This window comes from Stenotrophomonas muris, assembly GCF_052751275.1.
This window is the reverse complement of record NZ_CP199879.1, coordinates 2514226-2526423: the sequence shown is the minus strand read 5'-3', so window position 1 is coordinate 2526423 and position 12198 is coordinate 2514226. Positions and strand designations below refer to the sequence as shown.

The 12198-nt window shown below is 67.1% G+C and carries 11 protein-coding genes; all 11 read right to left on the bottom strand.

The genetic code is table 11. The features are described from left to right. Window positions 1–23: 23 nt before the first annotated feature. Entirely contained in the window at window positions 24–944 is a 921-nt protein-coding gene (mdcH, locus tag ACUVWL_RS11710; protein WP_014646334.1) for a malonate decarboxylase subunit epsilon, read from the bottom strand. Next, window positions 941–1756: a triphosphoribosyl-dephospho-CoA synthase MdcB gene (gene mdcB, locus ACUVWL_RS11705; RefSeq protein ID WP_080355777.1), complete on the bottom strand. Its 816-nt coding sequence runs from the start codon at window positions 1754–1756 to the stop codon at window positions 941–943. The genes mdcH and mdcB overlap by 4 nt, the downstream gene beginning before the upstream one ends. A gap of 35 nt (window positions 1757–1791) precedes the next feature. Next, window positions 1792–2433, bottom strand: a complete 642-nt coding sequence (gene mdcG, locus ACUVWL_RS11700; protein WP_262224968.1) for a malonate decarboxylase holo-[acyl-carrier-protein] synthase — start codon at window positions 2431–2433, stop codon at window positions 1792–1794. Continuing rightward, window positions 2426–3130 (bottom strand): biotin-independent malonate decarboxylase subunit gamma, encoded by a 705-nt coding sequence (mdcE, locus tag ACUVWL_RS11695; RefSeq protein WP_262225021.1) that lies wholly within the window; start codon window positions 3128–3130, stop codon window positions 2426–2428. The genes mdcG and mdcE overlap by 8 nt, the downstream gene beginning before the upstream one ends. Window positions 3131–3132: 2 nt before the next feature. After that, window positions 3133–4041: a biotin-independent malonate decarboxylase subunit beta gene (locus tag ACUVWL_RS11690; RefSeq protein ID WP_014646338.1), complete on the bottom strand. Its 909-nt coding sequence runs from the start codon at window positions 4039–4041 to the stop codon at window positions 3133–3135. Beyond that, a complete protein-coding gene (gene mdcC / locus ACUVWL_RS11685) occupies window positions 4038–4358 on the bottom strand; it encodes a malonate decarboxylase acyl carrier protein (protein ID WP_134808613.1) in 321 nt (106 codons plus the stop codon). Before mdcC ends, ACUVWL_RS11690 begins: the two co-directional genes overlap by 4 nt. Window positions 4359–4368: 10 nt before the next feature. Continuing rightward, window positions 4369–6012, bottom strand: a complete 1644-nt coding sequence (mdcA, locus tag ACUVWL_RS11680) for a malonate decarboxylase subunit alpha (protein ID WP_262224967.1) — start codon at window positions 6010–6012, stop codon at window positions 4369–4371. Window positions 6013–6193: 181 nt separating this feature from the next. After that, complete coding sequence (locus tag ACUVWL_RS11675; protein WP_075076127.1) at window positions 6194–8386, bottom strand: TonB-dependent siderophore receptor; 2193 nt, start codon at window positions 8384–8386, stop codon at window positions 6194–6196. Window positions 8387–8711: 325 nt separating this feature from the next. Beyond that, window positions 8712–10400, bottom strand: a complete 1689-nt coding sequence (mqo, locus tag ACUVWL_RS11670) for a malate dehydrogenase (quinone) (protein ID WP_046429482.1) — start codon at window positions 10398–10400, stop codon at window positions 8712–8714. Window positions 10401–10591: 191 nt separating this feature from the next. Beyond that, window positions 10592–11038 (bottom strand): GNAT family N-acetyltransferase, encoded by a 447-nt coding sequence (locus tag ACUVWL_RS11665; RefSeq protein WP_014646343.1) that lies wholly within the window; start codon window positions 11036–11038, stop codon window positions 10592–10594. 185 nt (window positions 11039–11223) lie between these two features. Continuing rightward, a complete protein-coding gene (locus ACUVWL_RS11660; RefSeq protein ID WP_049441179.1) occupies window positions 11224–12129 on the bottom strand; it encodes a LysR family transcriptional regulator ArgP in 906 nt (301 codons plus the stop codon). Window positions 12130–12198 lie beyond the last annotated feature (69 nt).

Below are 12198 nucleotides of genomic sequence, written 5' to 3'. Positions count from 1 at the left end.
GTGATACGTACTGCTCGAACCCGTTACTGCAGCCGTTCCAGCGCGCTGCGGACCCATGCCGCCGCGCCTTCGAGGCTCTGGAACTCTTCCACCGCGCGCACCTCGCAGCACGGATAGGCCGGCGCGACCATGCGCGCCAGCGCGTTGCCCGGGCCCAACTGCAGGAATACCCGCGCGCCGCGCTCGAAGGCCTGGCGCATCACCTGCGCCCATTCGATGGTCTGCGCCAGTTGCAACGAAAGCGTGTTGACTGCCGTTGCGCGGTCCCGCACCGGTCGCGCATCGATGCCGGCCAGCAGCGGCAGGCGTGGGGCCTGCAGTGGCGATGCATCGAGTGCGGCAGCGAACGGTGCGACCGCCGCCGCCAGCAATGGTGTGTGTGCGGGCACGCGCACCGGCAGCAGACGGATGTCCGCGCCCTGCGCCCGCGCTGCATCGGCCAGCCGCTGCAACGAGGCGTGCGTGCCGCCCACGATGAAATGGTCCTGCCCGTTGGCGATGGCCACGTGCGCACCGTGCAGATCGCACAGCGGCTGCAGTACATGGCGTTCCAGGCCAAGCACCGCCTGCAGGCCTGCATCGGCGGGGCTGGCGCTGTCCATCAATCGCGCGCGCTGCGCCGCAAGGGCAAGGCAGGTGGCCGCATCGAAGCTGCCGGCAATGGCGTGCGCGGCGAGCTCGCCGATGCTGTAGCCAGCGATCAGCGTCGGCGCTGGCACGCAGTCGCGCAGTCCTTGCCACTGCGCCAGGCTGGCCGCGCACAGCAGCGGTTGCGCCTGCGCATTGTCGAAGCGGTCTTCGGCCCCAGCGGCGGAAAATACATCGCGGCCGAGCACCGTGCTGGCCAGATCAAGGATGTGGCGCGCGGCCGGAAGATCGCGCACGCGTTCGAACATCTCCGCGTGCTGGACGCCTTGGCCGGGGCAGAGCAGGGCAAGGCTCATGCGACCTCCTGCTGCAGCAGGAACCAGGCACAGGCCAGCAGGTCGGCACTGCCGCCGGGGCTCAGCCGGCGTGCGACGAATCCATCACCGATGCTGTGCAGGCGTGCCTGCCAGCCGGGTACGAAGGCGCCACCGGCATCGAGGAAGCCTCGCGCCTGTTGCTGGGCCCAGCGCAGGCCGTTGGCGCCGCCACGGTGCAGCAGGTTGAGGTCATCCACGCACGCGATCAGCTGCACCAGGGTCTGGCACATCGCGGCCTCGCGTGGCAGGTCGCTGGCCAGCGCGTGGCGCAGTGTAGGCAGTGCCACCTCGCGCAACAGCGGGTAGCCGGCGGCCGCTTGTTCGCGCACACCCTGCACGCCGTGCCGTGCGCGCGCGCGCTGGCCAGGGCTGTTCGCATCAAGTGGTGCGCCGGCGAGCTCGGCAGCCCAGCGGCGCACTTCCTGGCAGACCTGCTCGGCTGCGATGGCACCGCCCGCGCGGCCCCGACAGGCAGCGGAAGCCGCGACCAGCAGGCCAAGGCTGAAGACCGCGCCGCGATGAGTGTTGATGCCGGCGGTCGCGCGCAGCATCGCGATTTCGGCGGAGATGCCACACCGGCGCAAGGCATTGAAGTCCGCCTCGGCTGCACCGAGGCAGGCCACGGCGATGAAGTAGTGGCGCAGCGTGAACAGGCTGCGCAGGAACGTGCCGGCGTCCATGTCGTGGTGGCTGCCGCTGTCGAAGGGGGTGACCAACCCTGGCTTGGGTGCAAGGGCCAGTTCGGCGTGCAGGCTGGCGATGGCGAGGCGCCCCAGACGCGCGCTGTCCACGGCAGCTGGCCTGACCGCCGGTTGCACGAGGGCGTTCACGCGCTCACCCCGGTGGAGGCGAACAACGCATCACGTAGTTCCAGTGCGGCACCATCGAGGCGCTTGACCAGTACCTCGCGGCTGCGCCCGGCGTATTCGCGCCAGTTCACCGCGCCACCATCCACCAGGCACAGTTCGCCATCGACCCGATGCCCGAAGGCGCTTTCCCAGTGCTGCAGGCGCTCGACCAGCAGGTCGGCCTGGCGCGCGTCGCCCACCTGCCACAGCAGGTCGATGTCCGAGCGTGCGTGCACATAGGGCAGACCGCTGAGGTGCTGCCAGGCGAAGGCGCCGAACACGCGGGCCGGTGCAAGCCGCAGCATTGCCTGCAGTGCCGCCTGCCAATCAGCCGGAACGCCGCCGGCGAGAATCTGATCCAGGGCAGGGGGAGGCTGCAGGTGCTGGATGTCCTGCAGGGCCACGCGCAGCGCCAGCCGTTGCTTGCCTTCGCCTGGCGGCAGCGGCACCCCCAGGCGAAGCCGCGGGTCGGGATCACCCGCCGCACTGCGTGCCACCATGGCTGGCAGGCCCTGTGCGAACCATGCTGCCAGGCGCGGTTCGTGTCCAGTCACGTCAGCCCGCCAGTCGGCATCGGCCGACAGCCAGGCCAGCGTGTGGCGGGCGGGCCGCTCAGGCATCGCCGTGGGCCACCGCAGTCGAAACCGCTGCCGCCAGGGCGCGACCGCCGCGCTGTGCGCCGCGTGCGGCACGTCGGTCGCCTTCGGCGGGTGTGCGCAGGGCCTGCAGCAGGTGCTGGGAAAGATCGCCTTCCCACAACGAGTCCACCGCACCCATCGCCACGTAGTTGGCCACGCCCGGCGCGAATACCGGCGAGCTCTGGCTGAGCGCCTGCAGCTTCTCCAGCGGTTGCTTGGTAACCCGTGCCATCGCGCGCAGGTCCATCACCCGCACCTGTGCGTCGGGCAGGGCGTGGATGTGGTCGGCCATCAGGCCGAATGACAGGAAGCCACCACTGACCGATTCGCCGTAGACCAGGGTGATCAGGCGCGCACCACGGCGGCGTGCCAGATCGAGCGTCTGCGCGAGATGCGCAAAGTAACCATTGATGCCCAACAGTTCGTCGCGCCGCGCCAGGCGCTGTCCGGCGGTATCCACCAGCATCACGATCGGTCGCTGTGGATGTGCGCCGGTGCTGGCAAGCACGGTTTCGGCCAGTGCCAGTGCGTGGTCCACGCCGACTTCAAGCTTGTCGGCGGTACCGATCACGGCCACCTCGCCATCCTCGGTGGTGGCGCTGCCGGTCAGCACCGAATCGTTCACCGCAATGGCATGCCCATGCGGGAACAGGGCATCGAGCAGGTTCTGCAACGGCATGCTCATGGCAGGCTCCGGTCGGCGGTGGCGATGAGGAACTCATCGGTGTCGAGCAGCGGTAGTCGCTCGGGGGCTGCGATGCCTTGGCGGGCCCAGATCTCCAGGCCATCGCGGCAATCGCCCCAGGCCTGCACGCGCGCCTTCAATGCCGCATGGCGTTCCTGCAGCGCAGCCAGTGCAGTATCCGGATCGGTGCTACTGGTATCAGGCTGCAGCGCGTTGCTGGCCGCCTGCGCGAAGGCCTCGATGGCATCGGGCACCAGCACCTGTGCCTGGTCGATCAGGTAGCGGTGCTTGCCTCCCGTTACGCGCCAGACCAGCGCGCGATCGCGGGAATCGAACTCTTCCACGCCGCGCACGGTTTCGATCACTTCCGGGCCGGACAGCGACAGGCGCCCCTCTTCGGACATGATGACCGTGCTGCAGCAGCGGGCGACGATGCCCATGCCGCCGAAGGCGCCGTTGCCGCTGCCGATCAGCGCGATCACCGGCACACCCGCTGCACGCGCGTCCAGGGTGGCGCGCATGATCTCGGAAATGGCGATGAGCCCTGCATTGGCTTCGTGCAGGCGCACACCACCGGTGTCCAGCAGCAGAAGCACGCCTTCGGGATGTGTTTCGGCTGCGCGGCGCAGCAGCCCGGTCAGTTTGGCACCGTGCACTTCGCCCACGCCGCCGCCCATGAATTCACCCTGCTGCGCGGCCAGCAGCACGCGTCGGCCACGCAGCGTGGCTTCGCCGACAACGATGCCGTCGTCGAACGCCGCGGGCTGGTCGAGCTGTGCCAGGTGCGGGCTCATCATCCGCCGCGCCGGGCCGAGGAATTCCCTGAAGGAACCGGCATCGACCAGGCTGGCGATACGCTCGCGCGCATCGGCTTCGTAGTAGCTGTAGCGCTGCGTCCGGTTCATCGTGGATCTCCAGCACGCAGGGTTTCCACGGCTTGGTCCAGGCGCAGGCTGACCACCGCCGGGGTGGCACCGGCATCGTTGATCGAGATGCGTACATCGCGTAGCGGATGACGCTGTGCGAAGTCGTTGATCACCGCTTGCCACACGCTGCCGAAGCCCTTCGCGGCGGTGATGATGCGCACCGTCATCGCGCCTTCCAGCGCAGCGGGTTCCAGCAGGATTTCCAGGTTGCCCGAGGCCAGCACGCCGACCAGCACCGCTTCGCGCGGGAACTGCACCGCAGTGTGTCCTTCGAATCGATAGTCGAGGGTTTCCATGCTCAGCCCCTTACCAGTTGCGGAAGCGCTTGGGCGGGTCGTACAGACCGCCGGACCAGCGCACCAGGTCCTTCACCGAACGCGCCGCCAGCAGGTCACGGCTGGCATCGCGCACGGAGATGCCAAGGTCATCGGGACGGCGGATCACGCCGCGGTCGCGCAGGTTTTCCACCATCGCGCGGTCGCGGCCCAGGCCCACGGCGGTATAGCCGGCCACGCCGCGGATCGCCTGTTCGCGTTCCTCAGGGGTGCGGCACAAAAGCAGGTTGGCGATGCCTTCTTCGGTCAGCACATGGCTGACGTCGTCGCCATAGATCATCACCGGCGGCAGCGGCATCTGCGCGCGCTCGGCCAGTTCCCAGGCATCGAGCCGTTCGACGAAGGCCGGTGCCATGTGCTCGCGGAAGGTTTCCACCATCTGCACCACCAGCTTGCGCCCGCGTGGCATTTCGCCCGGGTGCGCAGCCTGTTGCCCGGCCTTGATCCAGGCCTCGCTGGCATGGCGGCGGCCGCGTGCGTCCGAGCCCATGTTCGGTGCACCGCCGAAGCCGGCGATGCGGTCACGGGTGGCAGTGGAACTGTTGCCCTGCAGGTCGATCTGCAGGGTGGAGCCGATGAACATGTCACAGGCATACAGGCCGGCGGTCTGCGAGAACGCGCGGTTGGAACGCATCGAGCCATCGGCGCCGGTGAAGAACACATCACCTCGCGCGGCGATGTATTTCTCCATGCCCAGTTCCGAACCGAACGAATGCACCGATCTGACGAAGCCCGATTCGATCGCCGGAATCAGTGCCGGGTGGGGGTTCAACGCCCAGTGCTGGCAGATCTTTCCCTTCAGGTCGAGCGATTCGGCGTAGGTGGGGAGCAGCAGTTCGATGGCCGCCGTATCGAAGCCGATGCCATGGTTGAGGCGGTTCACGCCGTACTCGGCGTAGATGCCCTTGATCGCCATCATCGCCATCAACACCTGGATCTCGGAGATCTGCGCCGGGTCGCGGGTGAACAGCGGTTCGATGTGGTTCGGCTTCGGTGCCTGCACCACGAAGTTGACCCAGTCAGCGGGAATGTCGACGCGGGGGAGGGCGTCGACGATCTCGTTGACCTGGGCGATGACGATGCCGCCACCGAAGGCAGTGGCTTCGACGATCACCGGCGTGTCTTCGGTGTTCGGGCCGGTGTACAGGTTGCCGTGCCGGTCTGCGGCCTGCGCGGCGACCAGGGCCACGCGCGGGGTCAGGTCGATGAAGTAGCGGCCGAACAGTTCCAGGTAGGTGTGGATGGCACCGATCTGGATGCGCCCTTCAGCCACCAGGTTGGCCAGGCGCACCGACTGCGGGCCGGAGAACGAGAAGTCCAGTTTCGAAGCGATACCACGCTCGAATACATCCAGATGCGAGGGCAGCGACAGCACCGACTGCACCATGTGCAGGTCGTGCACGCGGGCCGGATCAAGATCGGCCAGGGCCTGGGCGAGGAAATCGGCCTGCTTCTGGTTGTTGCCCTCCAGGCAGACCTTGTCGCCGGGCTCCAGCAGTGCATGCAGCAGCTCGCCTACGTCGCCGGCGGCGACCTCGCGTCCCCGGGCCCACGGCGCGGCACGTTCCAAGCGGGCCTGGCGACTGCGTTCCAACGTATCCCAGCTCGGGTTCATTGACCGGCTTCCGACGGGTGTTGGAATAATTACGGCATAATTACGGCGTAGGGTGCAACCTGCAGTGCAGCAAAAGGAAAGGCCCGCACGGAGACGGGCCCATTCAGGTAGCCCACGACCGTGGTCGTGGCGGAGGGCGTGCCGACCAACGGTCGGCACCCACCTTGCACCCGTCGTTTGCTCAGAACTTCCAGCGCAGGCTGGCCGACACGAAGCGCGGCTCGCCGAAGTTGTTGTAGTCCAGGTTGGCCCAGTAGGTCTTGTCCAGCGCGTTGCGCACGCTCAGCGTCGCGGTCCAGTTGTCGCTGATGCGGTAGTTGGCGTTGAACTGCACCAGCGAATACGCCGGCTGGTTCACCGTCACCGTGCCACCGAGCGGGTAGGCGATGTTGTAGCCCTGCACCCGGCTCTGCCACTGCAGGCCACCGCCGATGCTAAGTCGCTCCAGTGCGCCACGCAGCTGCAGCTGGGTGTTGAGCTGCAGCAGGTCCTTGGGCGGATTGGCGTACAGCAGGTCGGTGGCGGCGCGGGTCACCTTGACGCGGGTGTAGCCGGCATTGACCGTCCAGCCCGGCAGGATCTCGCCGTTGACGTCCATCTCCCAACCGCGCGCCTTGGTGCCGTTGATGCCGATATAGGCCGAGCTGCCGTCGCTCAGCGTACCTTCCGGCACGCTCATGTCACGCACCGCGTAGTTGTCCTGCTTGGCCTCGAACACCGCCGCATTGGCGGTCAGGCGGCCATCGAACCACTGCGTCTTGATGCCCGCTTCCAGATTCGAGCCCTGCACCGGTGCCAGCAGGTTCTCGTTGCGGTCCTTGTAGTTCTGCGGATTGAAGATCTCGGTGTAGCTGGCATAGGCCGACACGTTCGGGGTGATCTCGTAGACCAGGCCCACGTACGGAGTGACCTCATCGCTCACCTTGTATGCACCGCTGGTGCCGGTATAGGCGCCGGCAGCGTTGTACGAGCGGCTGAGCGTTTCCCAGCGGCTCAGGCGCGCACCGGCAATCAGCGACAGCGGCTCGGCCAGGCGCAGGCGGGTGGCCAGGTAGACGCCGCTCTGCGTGGTCTTGGCCACGCGGCGTGCGCCGGTGCGGGTGTAGGTCACTTCGGAGATGTCGCCGTTCCAGTTGAACACGTTGGGGATGTAGTAGCAGCGCTCACGCCCGCAGGTCGCCCAGTCGCCCGGGAAGTTCAGCGCCACGGTATTGGTGGTGCCTTCCAGGTCCGACCACTGCGCGCCGACGGTGAGGTCGTGGTCGCGGCCGAACAGCGGGAAGCTGCCGGTCAGGTAGGCATCGACATTGCGGCGGGTGTCCTTCGAATCACCGGCGGCCGCGCGCAGGTAGATGCCCGCGCCGGTCACCGGGTCCGGGTTGCCGGTGCCGTACAGGCGCACGTTCTGCACGTTGCCGCGGGTGTAGGCGGTGTTGATCTTCAGCAGCCAGTGGTCGCCGAAACGCTGTTCCAGGTTGGCGAAGGCGGTATTGCTTTCGCGCTTCCAGTAGCTCCACTTCGGCGACAGGTTGGTCGAGCGCGCCAGATGGGCGAAGTTGCCCTGGTTGTCGAAGAACGCCACGGTGCCCCAGGTCGAACCGGTCGGGTTGTTGTCCTGGGTCTGGTAGCCGACGGTAACCGTGGTGCTGTCGGTGACATCGCCTTCCAGCACCGCCATGCCGGCCATCTTGTTTTCCTTGTAGCGGTCGTAATACAGGCCACGATCGGTGTAGGCGGCGACCACGCGGCTGCGGAAGCGGCCGTCGGCGGTCAGCGGCGCGGTTACGTCGGCTTCCATGCGGCGGTAGTCCCAGCTACCGGCGCTGACCGCGAACGACGCGTCGAATTCCTTGCCGGGGCGCTTGCGCAGCAGGTTGACCGTGGCCGACGGCACGCCGGCGCCGCTGAGCAGGCCGTTGGCACCGCGGATCACTTCGATGCGGTCGTAGAAAGCGGTGTCGTACTCCTGGTTGGTCGAGCCGCTGTAGGTGGGAATGCCGTCGACCTGGAAGTCGGTGATGGCGAAGCCGCGCGCGTAGTACAGCGGGCGTTGCGTGTCATAGAAGGACACGCTGACGCCGGTCACGTTGCGCATCACATCGTTGATGCTGAACAGCGATTCGTCCTGCAGGCGCTGCAGGCTGATCGCGGTGGCCGACTGCGGGGTTTCCTGCAGGGTAATCGGCAGGCGCGTGGTACTGGCCGGCGGCGCCGACTGTTCGGCACGCACGCTCACCCGGTCCAGGGTCTTGGCGTCGGCAGCGCCATCAGTGGCGGCGAACGCGCTGGGCGCGGCCAGCAGGGTCAAAGACGAAAGCAGGGCAGCCGGCAGCAGCGCGCGGCGGGGCAGGCGGTTATCGAAGGTCAGGCACATGGTGGGCTCGAAGCGTGGAGGCGGGGAGGGGCGGCAACAGTCGTCCAGCACCCGGGGCGGCGGCTTCGGGCACGGTCAGGTCCGTCTGGGGCGAGGCGCGGTCACTGCGCAGGACGCAAATGTAAATAATTCTTAACAACATTACAATTCGCGTCATTGTGCGCAGGGTTCCCGGCACGGGGCATCGCTTTCTGTAGAGCCGAGCCATGCTCGGCTGCTTTTTGCCGGAGCCGAGCATGGGCTCGGCTCTACAGGCGTAACCTGCACAAACGCAAACGGCCACCCGAAGGTGGCCGTCCGTCTGCATCGAAAGGAACCTGCGGGCTTACAGCGCCTGCAGTTCCTCGTTGGCGTTGCGCTTTTCCTTGGCCGGCGCCGGAACCGCCGCCGGAGCGGGCGATGCCGCGTTCGCGTCCACCGGCACCTCCAGGTAGGGCAGCTGCAGGGTCTGGCTGGTCAGCGTGCGGATCTCGTTGACCAGCGCGGCGCTGTCGTTGAGCTTGCGCCCGTACGACGGCACGATCTCGCGCAGGCGGGTTTCCCAGCCGGCCTTCATCTGCTCCGGGAAGGCCTTGGCCATCAGGTCAAGCATGATCGGCGGCGAGGTCGACGCGCCCGGCGACGCGCCGAGCAGGGCGGCGAGGGTGTGGTCCTTGTCGGTCACGATCTCGGTACCGAACTGCAGCACCGGGCCCTTCAGCGGATCGCGCTTGATGATCTGCACGCGCTGGCCGGCGGTGACCAGCTTCCAGTCACCCGGCTTGGCATTGGGGAAGTACTTGACCAGTTCGGCCTGGCGGTCGGCATCGTTCAGGCGCGCCTGTCCCATCAGGTACTGCACCAGGTCCAGGTTGTCCTTGCCCACTTCCAGCATCGGGCCAACGTTGTTGTGGGTGACCGAGGAATACAGGTCCCACCACGAGCCGTGCTTGAGGAACTTGGTGCTGTACAGCGCGAACGGCCCGAACAGGACCACCGGCTTGCCGTCCAGCTTGCGCGCATCCAGGTGCGGCACCGACATCGGCGGCGAGCCGGTCTCGGCCATGCCGTAGGCCTTCACCCCATGGCGCGAGGTCACGTCCTGGCCCTGGAAGGCGAGGAACTGGCCGCCGACCGGGAAGCCGGCGTAGTCCTTCGATTCCGGAATGCCCGACATCTGCAGCAGCTTCAGTGCGGCGCCACCGGCACCGATGAACACGAAGCGGGCGTGGGTGGTGGATTCGGTGCCGGCCTTGAGGTCCTTCACCGTCACGTTCCAGCTCTTGTCGGCGTTCTGCCGCAGCGCGCTCACTTCATGGTTCAGGTGCAGGCTGAAGTTCGGGCTGCGCTGCAGGCCGGCGGTCAGCTGGCGGGTGATCACGCCGAAGTTGACGTCGGTGCCCAGCGGCATCCAGGTTGCGGCAACCTTCTGCTTCGGGTCACGGCCTTCCATCAGCAGCGGGGCCCACTGCTTGATCTGGGCCGGATCCTCGGAGTACTGCATGCCGTAGAACAGCGGATTCTTGACCAGGGCCTGCTGGCGCTTGTGCAGGTAGGCGATGTTGTCATCGCCCCAGACGAAGCTCATGTGCGGGGTCGGGTTGATGAAGTCGCTGGGCTGGCTCAGCCGGCCCTCCTTCACCTGGTGCGACCAGAACTGGCGCGAGACCTCGAACGATTCGGCGATGCCGACCGCGCGCTTGGTCTCGATGCTGCCGTCGGGCAGTTCCGGGGTGTAGTTCAGTTCGGCGAACGCCGAGTGGCCGGTGCCGGCGTTGTTCCAGCCATCGGAGCTTTCACCGGCGACGCCGTCGAGGCGTTCGTAGACCTGGATGTTCCAGTCCGGCTGCAGCTCCTGCAGGTAGGTGGCCAGGGTGATGCTCATGATGCCGGCGCCGACCAGCACAACATCGACGGGCTTGTCGTTGCTGGCGGCAGGCACCGAGCGCTGGGTCAGCGGCCAGTACAGGAACAGCGCGGCGGCCAGCAACAGCAGCACGAGCAGGGCGAGAAGAGCCTTGCCAAATTTCTTCATGGGGGCGGGATCGTTGGCGGAGGGGAAGGGGTCAGGATGCGCGTGGGGCAGGGAAAGGGCGTGAAGAAACAACGCCTTGCATCATCCACCGATGATTCTAACCGGATCCGGTCCTTTTTTGATGCAACGCAGCATCCGACGTTTCGCGGCGCTGCCACATGGGCGGCAGACGATGCCCGGCGACGGTGGGATCAGACCAGCTCAAGGATCTCGTCGCCAGCCTCATCGACCCCGCCGGTCGGGCGCCAGCCCAGGCGGCGGTAGAAGCCGTGCGAGCGCGAACGCGGGTCGGCCGAGCAGGCCAGGAACAGCCGCCGGTGGCCGGCATCGCGGGTCAGGCTGACCACTTCCTGCAGCAGCTGGCGGCCGATGCCGCGGCCCTCGTAGTCCGGCAGCAGGGCCAGCACCAGCACCTCGCCGCTGTCGCGGTCGGCGAAGCAGTAGCCGGCCATGCGCTCGCCCTCCCAGGCGACGCGGCCGATCGAATCGCCCTGGGCGATGCCGGCCGCCCAGCTGTCCACAGTGATGCCCAGCTGGGCCAGCTGCTCGGCGCTGAAGGCGTTCTCGCGGGTGCGCCCACGCAGATCGATGCAGGCAGCGGCATCCTCGGGGCGGGCATCGCGCAGGTACACGGGCATGCCGGACATCCTTGTAATGGTCGGCCCGCCAGTATCCGCATCGCGCATGGACCCGGTGTGTAGGCTTGATGGAGATCCGATGGAGCCCCGAAAAAGGGGACGGAGGGGATTAAGCCGTATTTGCCTTGGATGTCGTATTGGCCTTAAGCGACTTAATCCCCTCCGTCCCCTTTTTGCGCTGTGCGTCAGCGCTTGCGCCGGATCAATGCCGAGGATGCATCCAGCACGGCGCGGGTCAGCAGGGCCATGGTCTGCACGTCGCCCTTCCAGTGCTGCCAGTACAGCGGCACGTCTTCCCACGCGCGCTGGCGTACGTAGACCAGTCGCCCGGCATCCAGGTGCCGCTTGACCAGCGGCAATGGGTTCATCGTCCAGCCCATGCCGCCCAGGTTGGCCTGCACAAAGGCGCGGGTGGAGGGGATCCACCAGGTCGGTGCGGTGCTGGGCAGGTCATCGCCGGCCATGCGCCGGGCGAAGCGCGACTGCATGTCGTCCTTGCGGTTGAACACCAGTACCGGTGCCTGCGCCAGTGCCTGCGCGGTCACTCCCTTGGCGAAGTGGCGTTCGCGGAATTCAGGAGTACAGGTCGCTGCATAGCGGATGCTGCCCAGCGCGTGGATCTGGCAGCCCTGCACCGGCTCGTCCAGCGTGGTCACCGCACCCAGCACCGTGCCCTGTCGCAGCAGTTCGACGGTGTGGTCCTGGTCCTCCACGCGCAGGTCCAGGGTGGTCCCGGTGCCCTGCGCGAACTGCGCCGCGGCCTGCGGAAACCAGGTTTCCAGGCTGTCGTGGTTCACTGCCACCGGGATGCTGGCCTGGGGCAGGTCCTCGTCGGCCAGGCCCATGCGGTGCAGCGCATCGTGTTCCAGCAGGGCGGTCTGCTCGGCCAGCTGCACCAGCAACTGGCCCTCGGCAGTGGCGGTGGCCGGGGTGCCACGCTTGACCAGCAGGCGGCCGATCCGGTCCTCCAGTGCCTTGACCCGCTGCGAGATGGCCGAGGGCGTGACATTCAGCGATTGCGCGGCGCGGTCGAAGCTGCCTTCGCGGATCACCGCGGCCAGGGCGCGCAGCTGGGCGTGATCGATGCGCATCGAATTAAGCTCCGCTAATGTTGGTTTAGGAAGTTTAGCTCGTCTTTTCCATGTTGCGGCGCGACAATG

What these genes read in the sequence shown, in the direction of transcription:
- mdcE (WP_262225021.1), bottom strand. Translation starts at nt 3,130, where the DNA reads ATGCCGTTGCAGAACCTGCTCGATGCCCTGTTCCCGCATGGGCATGCC.
- ACUVWL_RS11675 (WP_075076127.1), bottom strand. Translation starts at nt 8,386, where the DNA reads ATGTGCCTGACCTTCGATAACCGCCTGCCCCGCCGCGCGCTGCTGCCG.
- mdcG (WP_262224968.1), bottom strand. Translation starts at nt 2,433, where the DNA reads ATGCCTGAGCGGCCCGCCCGCCACACGCTGGCCTGGCTGTCGGCCGAT.
- ACUVWL_RS11690 (WP_014646338.1), bottom strand. Translation starts at nt 4,041, where the DNA reads ATGAACCGGACGCAGCGCTACAGCTACTACGAAGCCGATGCGCGCGAG.
- ACUVWL_RS11665 (WP_014646343.1), bottom strand. Translation starts at nt 11,038, where the DNA reads ATGCCCGTGTACCTGCGCGATGCCCGCCCCGAGGATGCCGCTGCCTGC.
- mdcC (WP_134808613.1), bottom strand. Translation starts at nt 4,358, where the DNA reads ATGGAAACCCTCGACTATCGATTCGAAGGACACACTGCGGTGCAGTTC.
- mdcA (WP_262224967.1), bottom strand. Translation starts at nt 6,012, where the DNA reads ATGAACCCGAGCTGGGATACGTTGGAACGCAGTCGCCAGGCCCGCTTG.
- mdcH (WP_014646334.1), bottom strand. Translation starts at nt 944, where the DNA reads ATGAGCCTTGCCCTGCTCTGCCCCGGCCAAGGCGTCCAGCACGCGGAG.
- ACUVWL_RS11660 (WP_049441179.1), bottom strand. Translation starts at nt 12,129, where the DNA reads ATGCGCATCGATCACGCCCAGCTGCGCGCCCTGGCCGCGGTGATCCGC.
- mqo (WP_046429482.1), bottom strand. Translation starts at nt 10,400, where the DNA reads ATGAAGAAATTTGGCAAGGCTCTTCTCGCCCTGCTCGTGCTGCTGTTG.